This is a genomic window from Alloprevotella rava (assembly GCF_014195585.1).
Classification (GTDB): Bacteria; Bacteroidota; Bacteroidia; order Bacteroidales; family Bacteroidaceae; genus Alloprevotella; species Alloprevotella rava.
This window is the reverse complement of the sequence record NZ_JACICA010000002.1, coordinates 158,637-178,522: the sequence shown is the minus strand read 5'-3', so window position 1 is coordinate 178,522 and position 19,886 is coordinate 158,637. Positions and strand designations below refer to the sequence as shown.

Annotated in this window: 18 protein-coding genes, 1 tRNA gene and 1 pseudogene; 7 read left to right on the top strand and 13 right to left on the bottom strand. The window is 43.9% G+C overall.

The features are described from left to right. The first annotated feature begins 604 nt into the window (after positions 1-604). The 3 genes from tyrS (at position 605) to FHS60_RS02735 (ending at position 4,069) form a co-directional block, all read left to right on the top strand. Positions 605-1,900 carry a tyrosine--tRNA ligase gene (gene tyrS / locus FHS60_RS02745; RefSeq protein ID WP_183694672.1) on the top strand — a complete coding sequence of 432 codons (1,296 nt, stop codon included), beginning with the start codon at positions 605-607 and terminating at the stop codon, positions 1,898-1,900. A gap of 56 nt (positions 1,901-1,956) precedes the next feature. Further along, positions 1,957-2,718 carry a tetratricopeptide repeat protein gene (locus tag FHS60_RS02740; protein ID WP_183694669.1) on the top strand — a complete coding sequence of 254 codons (762 nt, stop codon included), beginning with the start codon at positions 1,957-1,959 and terminating at the stop codon, positions 2,716-2,718. Between the two features lie 106 nt (positions 2,719-2,824). Then, entirely contained in the window at positions 2,825-4,069 is a 1,245-nt protein-coding gene (locus FHS60_RS02735; RefSeq protein WP_183694666.1) for a tetratricopeptide repeat protein, read from the top strand. Between the two features lie 40 nt (positions 4,070-4,109). Here the strand turns inward: FHS60_RS02735 and FHS60_RS02730 are convergent, their stop codons facing one another. Next, on the bottom strand, positions 4,110-5,288 hold the full coding sequence (locus FHS60_RS02730) for a THUMP-like domain-containing protein (RefSeq protein WP_183694662.1): 1,179 nt from the start codon (positions 5,286-5,288) through the stop codon (positions 4,110-4,112). Positions 5,289-5,457: 169 nt separating this feature from the next. Between FHS60_RS02730 and FHS60_RS02725 the strand changes: the two genes are divergently transcribed. The 3 genes from FHS60_RS02725 (at position 5,458) to FHS60_RS02715 (ending at position 9,486) form a co-directional block, all read left to right on the top strand. Next, on the top strand, positions 5,458-6,747 hold the full coding sequence (locus FHS60_RS02725; RefSeq protein ID WP_183694658.1) for a histidine phosphatase family protein: 1,290 nt from the start codon (positions 5,458-5,460) through the stop codon (positions 6,745-6,747). Positions 6,748-6,903: 156 nt separating this feature from the next. Further along, on the top strand, positions 6,904-9,279 hold the full coding sequence (locus FHS60_RS02720; RefSeq protein WP_183694655.1) for a hypothetical protein: 2,376 nt from the start codon (positions 6,904-6,906) through the stop codon (positions 9,277-9,279). A 39-nt stretch (positions 9,280-9,318) separates the two neighbouring features. Continuing rightward, on the top strand, positions 9,319-9,486 hold the full coding sequence (locus FHS60_RS02715; protein ID WP_183694652.1) for a hypothetical protein: 168 nt from the start codon (positions 9,319-9,321) through the stop codon (positions 9,484-9,486). Positions 9,487-9,811: 325 nt separating this feature from the next. Here the strand turns inward: FHS60_RS02715 and FHS60_RS02710 are convergent, their stop codons facing one another. The 12 genes and pseudogenes from FHS60_RS02710 to FHS60_RS02655 all read right to left on the bottom strand — a co-directional run bounded on the left by FHS60_RS02710 (position 9,812) and on the right by FHS60_RS02655 (position 18,549). Further along, positions 9,812-10,117, bottom strand: coding sequence for a helix-turn-helix domain-containing protein (locus FHS60_RS02710; protein ID WP_183694649.1), 306 nt, complete (start codon positions 10,115-10,117; stop codon positions 9,812-9,814). Further along, positions 10,101-10,431: pseudogene (locus FHS60_RS02705) on the bottom strand (type II toxin-antitoxin system RelE/ParE family toxin). Before FHS60_RS02705 ends, FHS60_RS02710 begins: the two are co-directional and overlap by 17 nt. A gap of 945 nt (positions 10,432-11,376) precedes the next feature. After that, on the bottom strand, positions 11,377-11,919 hold the full coding sequence (rbr, locus tag FHS60_RS02700) for a rubrerythrin (RefSeq protein WP_183694646.1): 543 nt from the start codon (positions 11,917-11,919) through the stop codon (positions 11,377-11,379). Between the two features lie 61 nt (positions 11,920-11,980). Then, on the bottom strand, positions 11,981-13,072 hold the full coding sequence (locus tag FHS60_RS02695; protein WP_183694643.1) for a TraB/GumN family protein: 1,092 nt from the start codon (positions 13,070-13,072) through the stop codon (positions 11,981-11,983). 357 nt (positions 13,073-13,429) lie between these two features. Continuing rightward, the gene (locus FHS60_RS02690; RefSeq protein ID WP_244957407.1) at positions 13,430-13,882 is read right to left on the bottom strand and encodes a hypothetical protein; all 453 of its coding nucleotides are present in this window, start codon (positions 13,880-13,882) and stop codon (positions 13,430-13,432) included. Then, positions 13,860-14,162: a hypothetical protein gene (locus FHS60_RS02685; protein WP_183694638.1), complete on the bottom strand. Its 303-nt coding sequence runs from the start codon at positions 14,160-14,162 to the stop codon at positions 13,860-13,862. The genes FHS60_RS02690 and FHS60_RS02685 overlap by 23 nt, the downstream gene beginning before the upstream one ends. A gap of 24 nt (positions 14,163-14,186) precedes the next feature. After that, entirely contained in the window at positions 14,187-14,435 is a 249-nt protein-coding gene (locus tag FHS60_RS02680; protein WP_183694636.1) for a hypothetical protein, read from the bottom strand. Between the two features lie 25 nt (positions 14,436-14,460). Continuing rightward, positions 14,461-15,915 carry a hypothetical protein gene (locus FHS60_RS02675; RefSeq protein ID WP_183694634.1) on the bottom strand — a complete coding sequence of 485 codons (1,455 nt, stop codon included), beginning with the start codon at positions 15,913-15,915 and terminating at the stop codon, positions 14,461-14,463. Between the two features lie 2 nt (positions 15,916-15,917). Further along, complete coding sequence (locus tag FHS60_RS02670; RefSeq protein WP_183694631.1) at positions 15,918-16,334, bottom strand: aspartyl protease family protein; 417 nt, start codon at positions 16,332-16,334, stop codon at positions 15,918-15,920. Positions 16,335-16,349: 15 nt separating this feature from the next. Beyond that, the gene (locus FHS60_RS02665) at positions 16,350-17,228 is read right to left on the bottom strand and encodes a WG repeat-containing protein (RefSeq protein WP_183694628.1); all 879 of its coding nucleotides are present in this window, start codon (positions 17,226-17,228) and stop codon (positions 16,350-16,352) included. A 766-nt stretch (positions 17,229-17,994) separates the two neighbouring features. Next, a tRNA-Ile gene (locus tag FHS60_RS02660) sits at positions 17,995-18,068 on the bottom strand. A 79-nt stretch (positions 18,069-18,147) separates the two neighbouring features. Next, positions 18,148-18,549, bottom strand: a complete 402-nt coding sequence (locus FHS60_RS02655; RefSeq protein ID WP_183694625.1) for an HIT family protein — start codon at positions 18,547-18,549, stop codon at positions 18,148-18,150. A gap of 240 nt (positions 18,550-18,789) precedes the next feature. Between FHS60_RS02655 and gmd the strand changes: the two genes are divergently transcribed. Continuing rightward, positions 18,790-19,884 (top strand): GDP-mannose 4,6-dehydratase, encoded by a 1,095-nt coding sequence (gene gmd / locus FHS60_RS02650; RefSeq protein WP_183694622.1) that lies wholly within the window; start codon positions 18,790-18,792, stop codon positions 19,882-19,884. The last annotated feature ends 2 nt before the right edge of the window (positions 19,885-19,886 follow it).

Below are 19,886 nucleotides of genomic sequence, written 5' to 3'. Positions count from 1 at the left end.
TACGAGTAGAAGTGCGTGCTGTGCGATACCTCGAGTGTCGGAAATGGAAATTGTTACTTCTCCCACGGGTCCGCCCTTCGGGCATCACCCGCGGTTACGCATGGTGTGTCCCCGCTGGGGACATTACTATTGCGTTCGAAAATACAATAAGGCTGTCAGTTCACATCCTTATTGTGTCAACCAGCGCGCTTATTGTGTGGGAGCTTACACCTAAGAAACGTTGAACTGAAGAGAGCTACAATCTCTTCTCCTGTAGTTTGATTTTTTGTTGTCACGTCGTCACGTCGTCACACTTTGCAGTTAAATATTTGAAAGAGTGAACGTTACGAGTGTGACAACAAAACCGAATCCCATAAGTTGTTGTCACGCGTGTAAATGCTTGTCTATTAATCTGTTTTGCGCTTTTGTGACAACGTGACGACGTGACAAAAATATTTTTATATAGGGAGAGCGTAGCAGCAAGGTTTATCTTTTGTGTCTTATCTTTTTTTATCCATGCTTGCAGAGTGGAGAGAAGGAGTCTACCTCCTGTCATGCTAACTTGCACTATTCCGAGAAAAAGGAGTATCTTTGTACGCAAAATCATAAAACAGATAAACAAACGATGAATTTCGTAGACGAACTCAAATGGCGCGGCATGCTCCATCAGATGATGCCGGGCACAGAAGAACTTCTTGCAAAAGAACAAGTAACGGCTTATGTAGGTATTGACCCTACGGCTGATTCCCTCCATATTGGTCACCTGTGTGGCATCATGATGTTGCGCCACTTGCAGGATTGTGGTCATAAGCCGCTGGCGCTTGTTGGCGGTGCTACGGGTATGATTGGCGACCCCTCCGGTAAGAGTCAGGAGCGCAATTTGCTCGATGAGGAAACATTGGCGCACAACATCCGTTGTATCAAGGAGCAGCTCTCTCGCTTTCTCGACTTTGAGTCCGACGCCCCCAACCGTGCCGAACTCGTCAACAACTACGATTGGATGAAGGGTTATTCCTTCCTCAACTTTGTTCGCGATATCGGTAAGCACATCACAGTGAACTACATGATGGCGAAGGATAGCGTTCAGAAACGTTTGAACGGTGAAGCTCGCGATGGTTTGAGTTTCACAGAGTTCAGCTATCAGCTCCTCCAAGGCTACGACTTCCTCCACCTCTATCAAGAAAAGAACTGCAAATTGCAAATGGGTGGTTCTGACCAGTGGGGAAATATCACGACAGGTGCCGAATTGATTCGTCGCACATTAGGCTCTGAAAATCAGGTGTTCGCCCTCACATGTCCGCTCATCACAAAAGCCGATGGACGCAAGTTTGGCAAGACAGAGAATGGCAATATCTGGCTCGATGCCAAGCGTACTACTCCTTATGAGTTCTACCAGTTCTGGCTCAATGTGGCCGACGACGATGCCGAACGCTATATTAAAATTTTCACCACACTTTCTCAAAGCGAAATCACATCCATCATCGACGAGCACCGTCAGGATCTAGGTTGCCGCACCTTGCAGAAGCGACTTGGCGAAGAAGTGACGAAGATGGTTCACGGTGAGGAAGAATACAAGAAAGCCCTCGAAGCCTCCAACATCCTTTTCGGAAAGGCTACGAAGGAGAACCTCCTCAAACTTGATGAAGCTACGCTCTTGGCAGTATTTAGCGGTGTACCCCATTTTGAAGTGAGCCGCGCCGAAGCCCTTGATGCGAAAGCCGTTGATCTCTTTGCAGAAACCACCAAGTGTTTTGCTTCTAAAGGCGAAATGCGCAAACTTGTGCAGGGCGGAGGAGTGAGTCTGAACAAAGAAAAACTCGAAGCGTTCGACCGCACTATCACTGCCGACGATCTCCTCGATGGGAAATATCTCCTCGTGCAGCGCGGTAAGAAGAACTACTTCCTCATCACAGTGAAGTAAGAGAAACTTTCGTGCTCATCGAGCCGGTTCGAGACACACTCAAAATATCTTCGAAGATGGACGAAAAAGAATTAGAAAAATATACAGCAGCGGCTGAAGCTGGCGATGCGTCGGCACAGTACAATTTAGGCGTTCTCCTGTCCGAGGGCGACAAGAAACAGCAGAAGAAGGCTTTTGCTTGGACGCTCAAATCAGCAAAGCAGGGCTTTGCCAAGGGGCAGAGCCTGTTAGCCCATTTCTATATCAACGGTATAGGCGTAGGTCAGAATCCCGATAAGGCTTATGATTGGTATAAAAAGGCGGCTATGCAGGGTGAAGCAAAAGCCGAACGCTTTATGGGAATGAATGTACTGCATGGTATTGTGGGCGAAAAAGATGTTGAAGCAGCAACCGAATGGCTTCGGAAAGCTGCAGCCCATGGTTCGGACGATGCCTCTTGCGATTTAGCCGGAATGCTGCAGCGCGGAGAAGGGATGGAGCAAGACCTTGATGAGGCTTACCATCTCTTTGAGCAATTGGCAGAGAAAGGTCTTCCTGCTGCAAAATATAACCTTGCCATCTTTTGTTTGGACGGCTATCCCAACGGGCGTGAAGCCCAGCGCGCTGTGCAGCTCTTAGAGGAGGCAGCAGCAGGTGGAGTGAAAATAGCTCATGTCACACTGGCGCAAATCTATATGGAAGGCGTTGATGATGTGCAGCAGGATTTCGACAAAGCAACGGACAGTGTTGCGCCATTGCTCAAAACTGGACCTGCTCCTTTGAGGCGTATCGCCAAAGATGTGCTGAAAGAAATCGACCGCCTCGAGAGCGAAAAATAAGACAACAGAAGCTACTCAATAGCTTTTATGCTTTATCGGACGAGTTAGACAGGTCAAGCCAGTCGGACTCGTCCGCTTTTTTCTTTTTATCTCACCTCAACAAACCATGCGTACCCTCTTTCTTCTCCTCTCCTTTATGCTCTCCCTCGTCCTTACTGCACAACCCGCGCAAAACGAGTATCGCTGGGGGATGGCCTATTTGCGCTCGGAGCAGTATGTCGAAGCCGTTAAGTCGCTCACAAAGGCGGCCGAAAAGGGCAATCCTGCCGCGGCTGTGCAGCTCGGTATGCTCTATCATCAAGGGCAGGGAGTGGAGCAGAACGATGAGCGCGCTGTTGAGTACTATGGGCGTGCAGCTCAGAAAGGTGACGCCAAGGGGCAGTACCTCTTAGCCAATATGATGCAAATGGGCATCGGCACGCCGAAAGATCCCACAGCGGCAGCTTTCTATTACGCCAAGGCGGCGCGTCAAGGCAATGTGGAAGCCCAGCGCGAACTGGCGGAGATGCTCTATCGCGGCAATGGCGTGCAACGTGATCGCAAAGAGGCGGCGCGTTGGTATGCCGAATTAGCCGCGCGGCCCGATTCCAACGCGCTCTTTATGCTGGGAGGAATGTATGAATATGGTGATGGGGTGAAAAAAGACTCGTTGCGGTCGGTTGATTATTATCGACAAGCTGCGCGTTTGGGACATTCGCAAGCCATGCTGACTTTGGGCTATAACTATGCCGCCACGCGTTCCGATTCAGCTGAATACTGGTATCGGAAAGCTGCCGACTTGCAGTTGCCCGAAGCACAATACAATCTGGCGCTTCTTTATTTCAGTCGCGGAGATGTGGCGCAGGGGCTACAGCTCTTAGAAGCTGCCGCAGGTTTGCATTATGCCGAGGCGGAAAATAATTTAGGAAATCTTTATGCCGAAGGGCGTTATGTGGCGAAAGACCCTGTGCGTGCTTTTCAACTTTATAAACGGGCAGCAGAACAACGACTTCCCGAGGCGCAAAACAATTGCGGAAATATGCTTGAAGCAGGGGAGGGGACAGCTGCTAATCCTGCCAGTGCATTGGAGTATTACGCCCGTGCAGCGGTGCAAAACTATGCTGAAGCGCAATACAATTTGGCGCGACTTTATGCCACAGGGAAGGGGACAACGCAAGATTGGCAAAAAGCGGCCACATGGTTTGAACGTGCGGCTCAACAAGGCAAACCCGAAGCACAATACAATATCGGTATTCTCTATCTCCGCGGTCAAGGCGTCACCGCCGACACGGCAAAAGCTCACCACTATCTGCGCTTAGCCGCCCAAAGTTCCTCTCCCGTTGCCGCGGCTGCTCGCGCTCTTCTCCACTAATTTTGTTTTATTCAAGACTCAGCCCCATTTGATATCTTACTCAAATGGAGCTCTTCTTACACGCTATCAGCAAATGCTCATCCTCGCCGCAGGTAGTTGCAAACCAGTATTCGTCACCGCCATCTTTTATTTTGAGCCGCTTGCGGAGTTCTGCTACAGAAGCGGGGAAGTTTCGCACTGTAAGGTTGGCTTGACGCACATCGCCCTGAAAAGCTTTTAGTTCTTGTTTGTTGAAATGGCTGTAGCGAAGCACCTCGAAAGTTCTACCGGGGAAGTTTTCGATGCGTTCGTCGGAGGTGTAGAGATGACTATTGGGGTGAAATTTCTGCAAGCCGAAACGTACTGCCGGAAGTTTGTATGCTCCCGCTTTCAAGATGGCCGCATTGGGTTCGTAGAGATAGCGGAGAGGTGCAGAAGCATAGACGGGTAGGGCAGTGGTTTCTTCGTCAGCGCGAAAACTAAATGTTTCTTCATCACAACAAAAGATAGTGGGCAAAACCATTTGTTTTTGCTGCATATTGAGCACCAAGAGGAGATCCTTACACTCTCCGCGCTCCGCCACGAGATGCACTTCTTCCGTACAATTCAACAGGCTCATGGCGCGGTGAAGATCGAGCATGGGCGAAAGTTTCAGCATCACGTAGTGCGCTTTCTCACGGAAGAGTGGGAGCAGTTCGATAACGTTCGGTTCGCAATCCTCCAACAGTACCGTTTTTCGCCCAGCAGTATCGCGGCGCGCAGGATCGAGAAAAAGCAAATCAACGGTGCTTATCGTGCGCAATAGTTCTGTGCCGTCGCCCGACAAGCAGCGAGCGTGTTTCAGTCCTAAGAGCGGGAAGTTGTGCGCTACCAGTTCTGCAAGCATTGCGTTGCGCTCAATGTAAGTTGCCTCTCTGAAAAGCTTCGCTACAAAAGAGAAATCAACACCCAATCCGCCTGTGAGGTCTACCATTGTAGATCCGTTGGGCAACAAACGTTCTACTACTGCCGCTTTGTAGCGTGCCGCCTTTTCGCCCGAGCACAGCTCCAACGCCAAGCGTGGCGGATAGCGAAGTCCGTCCACTGCCGCCCACGACGGCACTTTCGTACGCAGTCGTTGCCACCCCTCAATTTGTTGCAGGATGTAAGCCGTATCGAGGTCGTTGCGCCCACTGAGTTGTAAAGCCAAGCGGGCAACATCGTCCGTGCGGTGCTCTCGGATGTACATTTCTTCTTTCATACTGCAAAAGTACAGCTTTTTGTTAGAGCATAAAAAGATAAGAGTCCAAAGCAAGAGGTATCCGAGCACTCCCCCTTATGGGGAAGCTGGAGAGGGCTTTTTCTCTCACTTTCTCTTGCAAAGTCTTTCTAAATCGCTAAATTCGCAACATTAAAAAATCATTCTCTCTATGAAGAAATCCGCACTTCTCCTTCTCTTCGTATTTGCAGCTTGCACTGCTTGGGCGCAGTTGGCGCGCGAAGAAATCTTTGCCGATGTTCATCGCTCGGCAGCTAATTATTATGCTTATCCCACTCCGAATGCCAAACTGACTCCCGCGCCGAAGGGATACGAACCTGTTTATATCAGTGCGTATGCTCGGCATGGTTCGCGCTGGCTCATCAATCCTGATCAGTACGTTAAGCCGCTGCAGATATTGAAGAAAGCCGCTGCGGCAGGGATGCTTACGGCCGAAGGGCAGCAGGCGCTCGTTGCAGTGGATAGCGTGTATCGCATGGCAAACAAACGCTTTGGCGAACTCACGGAAAAAGGCGCGCGCCAGCATCGCGGTATTGCGCAGCGTATGTACAAAAACTTCCCCACGGTTTTTGCTGATGGCGCTGTGGTAGATGCCCGCTCAACGGTTGTTATCCGCTGCATCCTCTCCATGGCGAATGAGTGTTTGCAGTTGCAAGCGGAGAATCCGCGCTTGCGCATAAAGACCGATGCCAGTTATCACGATATGTATTATATGAACAATGAAGACCAACCCGCCATTCAACGCTTCCGCCATAACGACACTATTAAGGCAGCGCTCGCTAAAGCTTGGGAGGAGAATGTAAAGACAGATCACCTCATGAGCGTTCTCTTTCGTGATGCGGCTTATGTTCGCGATAGTGTCAACGTGGCTTCTTTCGTTAACAACTTCTTCTCCGTGGCGGCCAATATGCAAAGCTGTGATACAAAGCTCGATCTCTACCGCTTTTTTACGCCCGAAGAGTGCTACGGCATTTGGAAGTACAGAAATTTGGAGTGGAGCATTCGTTATGGCGATAATAGCCTCTCGAAGGGTATGATGCCCTATTTGCAGAACAATCTCTTGCGCAATTTCCTGACTACAACTGACAGTTGCTTGCAAAAGTCCGTACCAGGTGCAACGCTCCGGTTTGGTCACGAAGTGGTGGTTCTGCCTTTAGCTTGTTTGATGGAGCTCGGCGATTGTGGCAAACAGCAGGGAGGCGATGCGAATCTGTTGGCAGAAAAATGGCGCAATTATGACATCTTCCCCATGGCATGCAACATTCAGTGGGTGTTCTATCGCAAAAAAAATAGTAACGAGCTTCTCGTCAAAGTTTTACTCAACGAACACGAGATGTCGCTCCCCATTGCTACTGAGCAAGCACCGTACTATCGGTGGGAGGATGTGAAAAAATACTATCAAGAAAAGCTTGATCGATTCCAAATCCCTACTGAAAAATGACATTTTCAAACGCCTGCAACACTCGTTGTAGGCGTTTTGTAATTGAATTTCATCAAAAAATATAAAAATATTTTTTATTTATTATTTCTTTGTTTATCTTTGCGCTCACCAGATTACCAAAAACAATAAAACTATTAACTTAATCAATTTATTTACATGAGGAAAATTACTTCACTCTTGATGTGCTCGCTATTTGCTGTGGGTGCATCAGCACAAGACTGGACACCGAACGTAAGCTCGTCCACTGCCACAATGCAGGTGACAGCAGCGCGCGCAACCTCGGTAACTGCTGCTACTGCAGCAACTGACAATGATCACTGGTATATTCTTACTCAGAAGCGTAATGGTGAATCAGCTGCTTATGATGCTGGTGATGGACAAACTCTGAAGCGTCAATCTACAACTTATACTCCCAGCTACTTCAATACAAAGAAAGCAGCTGAAAATACGGACTTTTTGGTGCGCTTCATTACAACAGACAATGGTGCATACAACATCCAGTTTGCCAATGGTCGTTATGTTACTAATGATTTGAAGTCAGGTTCTACTCCAGGTAAATATAAATTCTATGCTATCAATGGTAATAGCACAGGCGATTTTGGCTGGAATCTCTCTTCAGATGGTGCAGACTATAAAAATATCGTTGACAACAACGGTGCTGGTTACACTTTGGCTTTCTGGGGCAGTGGAGAAGTGAAAAAAATCGGTGGTAACAACGACTGGTTTATCTATCCTGTTACTTTTTCTGAAGAAGCTCCTTTGACCATTACTTATAATGTAGTAATTGATGGTAAGACGGTGGCTACTGGAACTTCCACTCAGTTCTCTGGAACTCCTGCTGCTTTGCCTGCTGCTTTGCAAAATGCTTATTGCACTTATACATTCAGCAATGCAACGGTAGATGCTGAACACACTACTATTATTGCAACTGCTACAGTAAGCAATTTGCCTTTCCAGTTCTCTGAAAATGCTGCAACGGCTCAGTGGTACAAACTTCAACTTCGTCCTGGTTATAAAAATTCCTACCTCTGTGCTGACATAGAACAAATGAGGGGACACGAAAAATTCTATAATACAGCAGAATACAAATGGGCTTTTGTTGGTAATCCCTATGCAGTAAAGGTTATCAACAAATTAACAGGTGATGAAGCTGTTCTGGCATATGAAGGTAATATACAGGTTAACAGACCCGGAAGTACTATTAAACTTATGCAAGAAAGCTCAATGACTTGGATTCTTGATAAGAATAATAATGGTTTCACACTTCGTGCAACAGAAAATCCTGCTTGTTATCTCCACAATCGTGAGCCAAATATTGCGACTTGCTCTGTAAGCGAATGGGGTGGCGTAGCTACAGATGGTGGTTCTACTTTCAAAGTGGAAGCTGTTGATACTGAAGATAATTATAATACTCAACTCATTGATGAGTTCTCTGGCTGGTTCGATGTTGAAACAGAACCAGCGTTTGATGTTTATTTCTCTCTTCCAATGGAAACTTACACTGCTCTTGGGACTCAGTATACTCACCTGAAAGAAACTTGTACCAGTGAAGAATACGATCATTTTGCAGAAGAGTTTCATGAATTTTTGAAATATCCTGAAACAGGCTACTATTTCTTGAAGAGCGTTGCTGGCAGTCAGTATGGCTATATCAGCGGTGATGGAGTGAAAATTTACGGTAATGCAGCTAAAACAGGTGTGAATACTGTTGTCTATCTTGAGAAAAAGATTCATGAAGGTTATGTTTTCTATACTATCAAGATTCAAGATAAGTATGTTAATAGAGCTACTAATAGTGCAATTGTTAGTATGTCTGATACCCCGATTTATTACTATCCTGAAATTCAAAAACCAGGTGTAGTTGCCCTTACTGCTAATCCAGATGATGCATTCTCTTACTTGCATTCAGGTGCAGGTCAAGGTTATGCTCTCGTAGGTTGGGAGGCTAAAGCTCCTGCTTCTCAATGGACTGTAGAAGATGCAACAAGCTTTGATGTTGCTCTCCACGCTGTTGACGGTAAGAGTTATGCAACTTTCTGCGCACCTTTCGGTGTAACGGTTGCTGAAACGAAGGCCAACACGCTGGGGATGAATGAAAGCAAGACACGCGTTATTCTCAACGAAATCGCTGAAATTCCTGCTAACACGGGTGTTCTCCTTGTGAACGAAAACGGTGCTGCAACTGCAACTGTTACAATCAAGGCTGATGCGGCAGCAACATTTGCTGGCAATGCTTTGGTAGGTACGCTCGCTCCTCATGCAAAAGAAGCTGGTGACCTCTTCCTTGGCAATAGCGAAGGTGTAGTTGGTTTCTATGACTGGGCTGGTACTTCTCTGGCTCCTAACCGCGCATACATCCCTGCAGCTACAGCTGCTGGCGTTCGCGCTCTGCTCTTCGATAACACTACAACTGGTGTGAATGCTGCAACTCTCGAGAACGCCTCTCAGAAGGTATTCGACCTCCAGGGCCGTCGCGTTCAGAAGGCTCAGAAGGGGCTCTATATCGTAAACGGTAAGAAAGTTGTTTTCTAAATAACATCCCTAATCTTTACAAATAAAAAGTGAATACACATGAAGAAGTATATCGAACCTGCCGTAAAGGCAATGAATCTTGAAACAGAAAGCGTTCTTGCTGGATCTTTACCTATTGATCCAGGCACAACAACCACTGGTGAAAATGGTGGTTGGACACGTAACCAAGGCTGGAACGCTTCCGACTGGTCAGAAGACGAAGAATAATCCTTTATCTTTAAAGGAATAGAATGGGGAGAATCTCAACTATTGTGAGATTCTCCCTTTGTCGTATTATATCTTCCTGCGCGCTTCTCTGCGCAGCGTAGCAGCTGCGCAACACCCACGGTGTCGGAGGATGAGAGATCTTCACCTCTACGGGTTCACCCTTCGGTCATCACCTGCGGTTACGCATAGTGTGTCCCCGCCGGGGACTGTGGATGAGCTTAGGCGAATACCACACTGCAGGGAATTCTTCTATACAATTTAGGGTACGAAACAATCTATTCGCGAACACAAAAGAGGGAGCATCTTCGCTCCCTCTTCTTTTGCTTTACATCCCTATCGGGTTAGTAATGTCAATACGCAAGCCAAGTGCATTGATCAAGCGAAAAAACAATCCTACGCCTGGCTCTATCACTCCATTTTCAATTTTAGAGATATAAGACTTTGTTGTCCCTACACGCAGGGCAAGTTCGCTTTGTGTAACTTTGGCTTCCTTGCGTGCTTGAAGAAGTAGTTGTGCTGCATAAAAAGCCTTGGCTTCTTCTTCAAATTGCAAGCGTTCAGGGCTGCCCTCTTTACCATATCGTGATTCTAATATGGCATCATAGTTTATAATATTATTCTTTTTCTGCATAGTATTCTTCCTTTATTTTTAATGCTTTTTCTATTTCCTTGTTCGATGTCTTCCGTGTCTTTTTCTGAAATCCGTTGAACAAAACAACTATTTGCCCATCATCAAAGATGAAAAACACACGATAGATATTCCCATTACATTCCGTGCGTAATTCAAGAGAGACCATCCCGAATGAGTTTTACAAACTTTGTAGAAAGCCACTCCTGTGTTTTCAGTAGCTGTAAGCCGTAATCAATCTTTCGTCGCTCTCCGTCGTTTAACTGTTCAATAAAGTCTAAAAAGTATCTTTTATACACTCTTATCTTTCTGTTCATGTGGCAAAGATAGAAATAAAGTTTCTATATAAAGCAACTTTTTCTGGTTTATTAAAAAATATATAGAAGGAAATATTTCTCCAAAGATAAGCCGCAGCAAGGCTAACTTCCTGCCGCCTCCGGCGGAGGCACTCTATGCTTAACCGCGGGTGATGCCCAAGCGGAGCGAGGGTGAACCCGCGGATAAACAGGACACTACCAACTTCCGACACCGCCGGTGTCACACAGCAAGCGTTGAGAGAACTTTCTCCCTCTCTCCCACCTAAGAAAAACTCATTTTTTGTCGTCACGTTGTCACGGAGAAGGGAAAGCGTTGATAAACAATCTCTTAAGAGCGTGACAATGAAAATTTTTGTTGTCACACTGTTGTCACACTGTTGTCACACGTCGTCACGCTCATAATATATAGGTTTTCAGGTAGTTATGCTCGAAGTGTGACAACGTGACGACGTGACAACAAAAAACAAGAGCTAAGGAGAGAGGATATAACAGACTTCTCTGCTCCCTTTATTGCCCACTCTATTACAATAAGGGCGTGGGCTGACGCAATAAAGCTGTCGACGGATAGGCTTATTGTATCTGAAAATGCAATAAGGATATTCATCGTTATTAGCAGGGGAATACATGTTTCTTCTCTTTCGAATATGTTTTTTATATGCTCATCTATGGTTGTGAGATTTGAACTATTATTTGTGTTTTTGCGCTGTAATGGTTTTATTTAAAACTTTTATAGGCAGTATCAACTTCTGATATGAAAGAAGCTGAAATGAAGAGATGGGCGAGTATATTACCCACTAAAAAAGCTGTCATAGATGCTGGGGAAGCATCAAAATGACAGCCTTGAATGTTTAGTTGTGGAAACTAAGTTGTGAGAGGTTTGCGCTCAGTTTGCCGCCGAACCGATAGAGCCTATGGGCGGACACGCAGAGCGATTCCCTCGTCGCATCAATAGTTTTCAGCGTTGATTTCGAAGTAGCTCTTCGGATGGTTGCAAGTGGGGCAAATCTCTGGAGCTTTCTTGCCGATCACGATGTGGCCACAGTTGCGGCACTTCCAGATGCGGTCGCCGTCGCGGCTAAACACGATGCCTTCCTCGATGTTCTCAAGGAGCTTGCGGTAGCGCTCTTCGTGGTGCTTCTCAATGGCAGCTACGAGTTCGAACTTAGCAGCAATCTCCGTGAAGCCTTCTTCGCGTGCTTCCTTTGCCATGGTGGCGTACATATCCGTCCATTCGTAGTTTTCGCCGTCAGCAGCTTCCTTGAGGTTTTCGTTGGTAGTGCCTACGCTGCCACCATTGAGGTATTTGTACCACATTTTGGCGTGTTCCTTCTCGTTTTGAGCGGTTTCCTCAAAGAGAGCTGCAATCTGCTCAAATCCGTCTTTTTTTGCCTTAGAGGCAAAGAAAGTGTACTTATTGCGAGCCATGCTCTCGCCTGCAAACGCCGTCTGCAGGTTCTTTTCTGTTTTAGTTCCTTTTAAATCTTTCATTGTTATGTTTGTTATGTGAAACAATATGTTATGTTCGTTTTCTCGATGTTCTGTTTTGCTGTTAGATACGTACAGGTTCAATGGTGTAGCCCGCTTTCTTGAGCATTTCCACAATGCCAGGTCCGTTATCCGTGGAGGTGAGGTGGAAGAGGCCAACGACGAAGAGGTTCGATTTCTCCTTCAGCATGGAGGGGATCACTTTCATCCAGCGATCGTTGCGCTCTCTGAGCGCTATCTGTTCCCCTGTTTGCTGCCCTGCTTGCTGGTTGGCCACCATGAGGACTTGAGCCGTGCGCTGTCCGTCTTGCTTCATGTATGCATCCATCATTTGATGCCCATAAATCATCGCATTGTCCAGCGATGTCATGACTTCGTATAGCATATTCGCTCTATTATGGATATCACCCATACTGGCAATGCCACGGCACAGATTGTTGATATAGGTGGAGTCGATTTTCATTTTTCGGTAGTCTATAATGAGCTGAGGAAGCAGACTTTTCTGATATTCGAGCGACTCCAACTGAGCGTATTCCTTCTGAAGCGAATCGGCCAATATGCTCATATATTCATCTATCATAGCTGATGTTTGCTCTGGTTTCACCCTGACATATTCTTGTCCTAAAGTAATATACATCCCCATTGTTATTTGCGTGGCTGCTGCTGTAAACACGCCTGGTTCGTAGCGCCACCAACAAGTGTCGTTGGGAACGAGAGTCTTCACCAGGCGGTAGCGATGTAAGAGCGAATCAACGGTGTAGAATTTTTCGGGGGCGATGACCTGCATTTGGCTGTCTGCAGGGAGCACGAGATGGGGGAGCATCTGTTCGGCAAGAGCCTTAGCAGATGCCATGTTTGAATCGTTAAATAGCTTGCTTTGTTGATGGTCAATTTCCGTGACGATGCGCTGCACGTTGTGTGCAATGTCCATAAACTTCTGACTACGATTTACAAACTCATGAGGTATGATGTGCATAGACCCGAAGATATACGAAGGAGTAGTAAGCCCATTCCCTGAAATGCGATACATCAGCGCACTCGGAATTGTATCATTCTTTGCCGTTTGAGCCGAAACTCCAGAGATGCTGATAACTCCCAGCATCAGAATAACCACAGCTCTGATCATTCCAGAGCCCCATAAAATCTTCTTTATCATTTTTATTATTTTCTATTGCAAAGTTAGAAACAAAATAATGTCTTTCATATGAATGTGCATATAAAAATATGAAAATCATCTTTGGAAGCTGAAGTTCCTAACATTAAAAGATAAACAGGGTAGTGATTTTGCAAAAAGAAAAATCAGCGATTTAGATAATTTCTAAATCGCTGATAGCTTCTTTGTGTGGACCAGCCTGGGCTTGAACCAGGGACCTCCAGATTATGAGTCTGCAGATAAATCTGCCTGAAACAATTATGTGTCAGTCTGTTAATAATCTTTTGAAAAGCCAATAGAACAACTATTGACCAACAATGGCTAAGTTTATACTAAGCCAATGAATGCACTTGAGGAGTGCTAAGTTTCTTGTTTCTCTTCCATAACTATTTTTGTTATTCGGTTAAATGATTCTTGTCCTAATATGGCTGGAATATTCAAACTCTTGTCAAGAAGGAAAGGAAAAGAGAAAGTGCATCCCTCATACTCAAATTCAAGCCTAAACACTTTGCATACCCTCAACTTATTGTCTTTGCATTTTCCCACTTTCTTCCCCACATAATGGAACACATCATTAGCGCTGATGCCATTTACATAGTCAGGAAGAAAGGGTTGGGAGTGGTCATACGCTGGCCTTGTATTCACTTCTCCTATATTATTCTCAGGAAGTGAATACATCCGTCTCTCCCCTAGATTGAAGAAAGCCAAGAGTGCCGGATTGATAAAATTGTGTCTTATTCTCTTGTCTATAAGAGCAGCAAAACCTACTCTTTTGACTTGAATGAAGAGTTCATTTGCTTTTCCTATATTCATATCCATACAGACTTTTGAACTTAGCCCTTGCTCTTTCTTCTATCACATCATCTGGTTCAAGCTGGGCATATTCATCTTCCGACTTCAAATCTCTGACAATCTTATCAAAATGGTAATCATCGAGGAGCTGTTGGTTTTCCCTTTTGTCATCTTCATTCAAATTGCCTGTCAGATGCCTTATTTTATAGCTTAGCTCTTCTATCGTCTTTTTGTTGGACTGGCATTCCGCATAGAGGAGTATCGCCGCTCCTATGGCAAGTATGGCTATTGCTTCAATCATCGTATTCTTATTCGTGACAGATTCCTACTTACCCATGATTAATTGCATCAAACTCATTACCAATGCGGAAATGATTAAGGCAATCCATGTTTCCCAACTGCCTAAACCTCCTTCTCGTGAGATTTTGAGCTTGTTCCTAACCTCTTTCGGAAGCTGTTTTATCTCATCTTCTTCAAGGAGCTCAATAACTTGGTTTGCAATCACGTCAAGTTGTTCTTCTGTCATGCCATTAAGTTGCTCAATGGTCAATGAACGTAATTCTTCTTTTGTCATAATGCTTTATGTTTATTACTTAAACTTACATTCTTCTCATATCTTCGAATGGTATTATTCTTTCTTCTTTTGCCGAAATAATAATACCGTCTACAATATCAAAAGTTGTATATATTGCAAGTCCTTTTTCTTTTATTACACAGCAAATACCGTTATCGCCTCCACTGTCATAAAAGACTTGGAAAATAGCCCCCGATTTCGCATAATTTTTATATGCGACTTCCCACCATATGATAAATTGGCGTTTGCTTAGTACATGACTCCCAAAGATTTCTCGTTCCCCATAGAAAGTATATTTGAAATTTTCAGCAAGGTATCTTTCTATATATAATGGATTTCCGTGATTACATTCGTTTGCAATTTGTTTGAGAACTGGAACAGCATCTTTGAGTAAAAGATGAAATTCCTCTTTAATCATCCATAATGTGTTTATTTTATCATGTCTGACGTTAATATCTACTATTTCTTTTATCCCTTCTCCTTGAATTAATCCAACGTATTTGTTCTTCTTTGGTTGAAATTGGATACTGTAATTTTTCTTTCCCTTTTCAAATAACCTCGTTAGTTTTATAGTTAAATCATGCTTGGAAACAGGACTTTCTGCTTCATCCATTCCAAATCGGCATATGGGTATATCATCCAAAAAGCGGTAGAGAGAAATGAAGTTGCGAGTGTTTATGCAATCTCCAAAGATGGAAAGTAATTTATATTCCATATTTCCTGAAAGTTTGGACAAATCAATTGGAGTATCATACGCTCTAAGCCAATTGTCTATACTTTCTACGATATCTCTGCCACTACAATTTGTATAAAGGAGAGAAACGTCACGCAATTCTCTGAATCTATTAAATTCTTTGTTCTGTATATATCTTTGACTCAAATTCCACTGAAATTCTGTTTCATAGCGAATTCCACCTTGAATACTTGGGAATGACGTAGGATGCATAGGTCGCTTAAATGGAGATATCGAATATACGTAATATGGAGTTGTACATTTAGAGCCCTTATTTACTTCGACGATTTCTAACCATGAGGCATCTATGGGGAAACCATCTTTCTCAAATATAACGTAATCTACATCTTCCACATAGATTACGCTCTTATATCCGTAAAATTCTTTTTGGTTTAGCCATTCACAACACGCAGATATCTTTTCTTCATATAGCGAGGAGATGTACACAAGGTTCCCATCATGGCCGTAAGCACCTGTTATATGATTGAACTTTTCAGCAATATACTGATATGAATAATCTTCAAGCGAATAAGACTCTTCTATTTCAATTTCGACGGGTTTACTTTTAGAGAACAGAGACTGAAAACTTTTGCTTTGCCTCTTCTCTGTTAGTTTCCTCTTATAAGTATGGGGTCCCGGAAAAAAATCTTTCAAGAAAGCGTCTAAACCATTCTCCCCATAAATTCGCATTATACTATCTACTTTGACGATAATGGAATACCAATTATTATATATTTTTATTGCCATTATTATTCCTTTTTATTGCTTGTACTTATTGCCAATCTGTCAAAATCAATAATCCACTTGTTCTCTACAAGGAACTGGATGCCCAGCACCCCATGTATCTGAACACCTGTTTCCGCTTGTACTTGCGCAATAGCATCAGTCGCATCTAGCACGGAGAAAGTGGAAGTGTAGTCAGTTCCTTCAAAGTTGAATGTTGCTTCAATGGTTGGACATTCTTTATAATTCCCTTCTATACCCATTGTGCTTTGGTGTTCTTCAAGCACTTTAAATTCATTCTTGAAGTGTTCAAACACATAAGTAAAAAGGACATTATGTGTGGCTCCTGTATCAACAAGAAAACACAAGTTCTTTAGTTTACCTGATGTTACAATCAGTGGTAAGCCTGTCTTTTGTAAGCCTAAATTCAGTGGAAATTCCATATATTTATTACATCTTTAATCATTATCCCATCTTGCATTTATATCTCCTTCATAAGCATCTGCCAATCCACTTTCAATATCTTCTCTACTCCATCCACCATAATAGGCTTGCTCATCTCCGTAAGGGTCACTCCAATTATCTGTATCATTCATCTTTTCAGATTCATACTCCCAAAAGGATGTTTTGTGGAATGTTCTTCTTGAAATGTTTTTTTTAGGAACTGCTTTAGTAGGAGATAATGTAGCTTTACCTATATCTGATTTTTCCATTAGCAAAGGAAATATTTTGCCACTACTATTGGCAACAATGGAGATGACAGGCTTTTTGGGCATCCCTTTTAAAGAAACAAAACCTATATTGGCTCCAAAGGTAAAATACAATTGTCTTGTATTAGGTTGAACCTTTACATATAGTTCCTTGCAATGTACCAATTCCTTAAATGCTTCTACTGAATAAGTACAGATGTAGGTTAAACCATCAAAGATGACTTTATTGCCTAATAGATGAAGGTTTATTCTTTCTTCTTTATCACCGAGAAAAGCCCTAAGAGATAAGAGATATTCTTCCCTTATAACCCATATTTTATCATATTTCAGTGGAACAACAATATTTCCCAAGGTGTCAATAATTCCCCACTTATTTTTCAAATATCCCATTACACGAGAAAATCCACAAGTAAATTGTGGGTCACACCAAGAATATATGCCAAAACGAACCACTTCCTTGTTGTTAATATCAATGTAAGCATACTGATATTGGTGGTTTCTGACTAATGACAGCCCACAGCTAAATGGCTGCATTTCCATGTATTGAGGTTGAATGACAACTTCTCCCCTTTGGTTCTTAGCTCCAAATAAGCCATCCTCTTGAAATATGATATATTCCTTATCCATGCTTTCTTTTTGTAGCCATACCACAAAAAGAAAGGTGCAGACTCTACCTGTTGCTATTCTGAGGTATCGCCAAACACCTATAACCATACAACAAGGAAGCCCACACCTATGGTGCAAGCATTCACTTTCATGCTGTGATGGTTATATTCCTCTAATTTGGCGATTTTCAGAATACATCAAGCAAGAAGTAAACACTTCTTTTTCTAGTATGTCTTGTTAAACTTCTATTTCATTGCCAACTATTTTTAGTGTTACTGCAAAATTACGATAATTCTGCACGAAACAAGCATCAAATCTGCAAATTTTATAAAAGCCAATTCATACCAGCGTCAGAGGTGTGGGCAATTTCTTGTCATGAAGGGATGATAAATGTCTCCCCTTGCTCTATACAAAAGTACTGTTTTTCATACCTTACTAAAGGGGCATTTGCATATCTTTCTGTAAACCTATATCCTTTTGATTGTTTCCCTCGGATATATTGCCCTTCTGTTTCCAATACTCCTGTTAACACAAGGTAATCAAGATAGGAGAGATAGTCCTTAAAAAAGTTCCTGATTAGCCTTGAATTGATTGATACGTATCCATTCCATCACTTTTCTGTTTGCTTTTTAGTACCTCTGCTTTGAATGTCAGCATGTTATCTCAAATAATTTGGGAACAACAATAGACCAACATTAGCTGATTTCAGATGTATTTCTGTCAATATTCATAAACTACAGGTAAAAAGAAAACTCCTATAAGCCTTTAACTTACAGGAGTTTATCAGTGGACCAGCCAGGGCTTGAACCTGGGACCTCCAGATTATGAGTCTGTTGCTCTAACCAACTGAGCTACAAGTCCAGCGCAAAGGTCGGTGAGCGAACTTTGCGGTGCAAAAATAGGAAAAGTTGGGGATTCTACCAAATGAGGGGACTAAAATTTACTTTTCGGCCTCGAAAGCGGTGAGAATCTTGTGGGCTGTTTGCTGCATTTCCTCGGCGGAGAACTGGAGTTTCTCCTTGCGGAAATCCATGTCGCCTTCTGTTTGCATCGGGACGAGGTGGATGTGGGCGTGGTTCACTTCCAGTCCCAGAACCGCCATACCCACTTTGAGGCAGGGGAAGGCCGTTTTGATGGCGCGAGCTACGCGCTTCGTGAATACTATCATGCGGCTCAGTTCTTCATCGGTGAGGTCGAAGAAATAGTCCTCTTCGCGCTTGGGGATGACGAGGGTGTGCCCTTGTGAGAGTGGGCTGATGTCTAAGAAAGCGTAGAACTCTTCATTTTCTGCACAGCGATAGGAAGGAATTTCGCCTGCTACGATTTTGCTAAATAGTGTCATGCTAAATGATGTTTTGATGATATAGGGCGAAGATAAGGACTTTCGCTGGAATTGGCTTGTTTTCTCTTAGGTTTATTCAGAAATTTTTGTGGTGTAGCATACTTGTGTTGTAGTAGCTTCCTCCCTTTCGTAAGAAAAATAATGTATTCGTCTGACAATTTTTCCTATTTTTGTAATCTCTCAAAGAGAGAAACCCAATAACGGAATGGGTACTTTTACTTATTAGTACATTAAGAAAATATGGCAAAGAACATCGCACTCATCACGGGTATAACAGGACAAGATGGTTCTTATCTCTCCGAATTTCTTTTAGATAAAGATTACGAAGTGCACGGCATTATTCGCCGTTCTTCTGTGGACTTTCGTGAGCGCATTGCCCATCTTGAAGGACATCCGCACTTTCATCTCCACTATGCCGATTTAGGCGACTCTATGAGTCTTATGGGAGTCATTGGTAGGGTGCGCCCTACTGAAATCTACAACTTGGCGGCACAAAGTCATGTGCAGGTGAGTTTCGACTCTCCGGAATACACGGCCAACATTGATGCTACGGGTGTTTTGCGCATTCTCGAGGCTGTTCGCAATACGGGACTGACGGACAGTTGCCGCATTTATCAAGCTTCAACTTCAGAACTCTACGGCAAAGTGGAGGAAGTGCCGCAAAACGAGAACACGCCGTTCCACCCTTATAGCCCCTACGCTGTTGCAAAGCTATACGGCTATTGGATTGTTCGCGAATATCGCGAAGCTTATGGCATGTTCTGCTGTTCGGGAATTTTGTTTAATCACGAAAGCGAGCGCCGTGGCGAAACTTTCGTGACGCGCAAAATTTCCCTTGCTGCTGCACGCATCAAGCAAGGAAAACAGAAAAAGCTCTACCTGGGAAACCTTAGTTCCTTGCGCGATTGGGGCTACGCCAAAGACTATGTGGAATGTATGTGGCTCATCCTGCAGAACAAAGTCCCCGAGGACTTCGTTATCGCTACAGGAGTTCAGCATAGCGTACGCGAATTTTGCTACCACGCTTTTAAGCGTGTGGGCATAGAACTTGAATTTCATGGAGAAGGTATCAATGAAAAAGGCATCAACAAGGCTACGGGGGAAGTGCTTATTGAAGTGTCGCCCGACTTCTTCCGCCCTACCGATGTTGTCAATCTTTGGGGTGACCCGACAAAGGCTAAAGCAAAATTAGGCTGGAATCCGAATAAAACCAGTTTTGAAGAACTCGTCAACCTTATGGTTGATAGCGATATGGCTAAAGTGGCGGCAGAACGTGCTAGTGAACAAGTCAGAACAAACCTTGTGGAATATTTGGAGAAGGGAATTGTTAAGTAAAA

What these genes read in the sequence shown, in the direction of transcription:
- tyrS (WP_183694672.1), top strand. Translation starts at nt 605, where the DNA reads ATGAATTTCGTAGACGAACTCAAATGGCGCGGCATGCTCCATCAGATG.
- FHS60_RS02740 (WP_183694669.1), top strand. Translation starts at nt 1,957, where the DNA reads ATGGACGAAAAAGAATTAGAAAAATATACAGCAGCGGCTGAAGCTGGC.
- FHS60_RS02735 (WP_183694666.1), top strand. Translation starts at nt 2,825, where the DNA reads ATGCGTACCCTCTTTCTTCTCCTCTCCTTTATGCTCTCCCTCGTCCTT.
- FHS60_RS02730 (WP_183694662.1), bottom strand. Translation starts at nt 5,288, where the DNA reads ATGAAAGAAGAAATGTACATCCGAGAGCACCGCACGGACGATGTTGCC.
- FHS60_RS02725 (WP_183694658.1), top strand. Translation starts at nt 5,458, where the DNA reads ATGAAGAAATCCGCACTTCTCCTTCTCTTCGTATTTGCAGCTTGCACT.
- FHS60_RS02720 (WP_183694655.1), top strand. Translation starts at nt 6,904, where the DNA reads ATGAGGAAAATTACTTCACTCTTGATGTGCTCGCTATTTGCTGTGGGT.
- FHS60_RS02715 (WP_183694652.1), top strand. Translation starts at nt 9,319, where the DNA reads ATGAAGAAGTATATCGAACCTGCCGTAAAGGCAATGAATCTTGAAACA.
- FHS60_RS02710 (WP_183694649.1), bottom strand. Translation starts at nt 10,117, where the DNA reads ATGCAGAAAAAGAATAATATTATAAACTATGATGCCATATTAGAATCA.
- rbr (WP_183694646.1), bottom strand. Translation starts at nt 11,919, where the DNA reads ATGAAAGATTTAAAAGGAACTAAAACAGAAAAGAACCTGCAGACGGCG.
- FHS60_RS02695 (WP_183694643.1), bottom strand. Translation starts at nt 13,072, where the DNA reads ATGATAAAGAAGATTTTATGGGGCTCTGGAATGATCAGAGCTGTGGTT.
- FHS60_RS02690 (WP_244957407.1), bottom strand. Translation starts at nt 13,882, where the DNA reads ATGAATATAGGAAAAGCAAATGAACTCTTCATTCAAGTCAAAAGAGTA.
- FHS60_RS02685 (WP_183694638.1), bottom strand. Translation starts at nt 14,162, where the DNA reads ATGATTGAAGCAATAGCCATACTTGCCATAGGAGCGGCGATACTCCTC.
- FHS60_RS02680 (WP_183694636.1), bottom strand. Translation starts at nt 14,435, where the DNA reads ATGACAAAAGAAGAATTACGTTCATTGACCATTGAGCAACTTAATGGC.
- FHS60_RS02675 (WP_183694634.1), bottom strand. Translation starts at nt 15,915, where the DNA reads ATGGCAATAAAAATATATAATAATTGGTATTCCATTATCGTCAAAGTA.
- FHS60_RS02670 (WP_183694631.1), bottom strand. Translation starts at nt 16,334, where the DNA reads ATGGAATTTCCACTGAATTTAGGCTTACAAAAGACAGGCTTACCACTG.
- FHS60_RS02665 (WP_183694628.1), bottom strand. Translation starts at nt 17,228, where the DNA reads ATGGATAAGGAATATATCATATTTCAAGAGGATGGCTTATTTGGAGCT.
- FHS60_RS02655 (WP_183694625.1), bottom strand. Translation starts at nt 18,549, where the DNA reads ATGACACTATTTAGCAAAATCGTAGCAGGCGAAATTCCTTCCTATCGC.
- gmd (WP_183694622.1), top strand. Translation starts at nt 18,790, where the DNA reads ATGGCAAAGAACATCGCACTCATCACGGGTATAACAGGACAAGATGGT.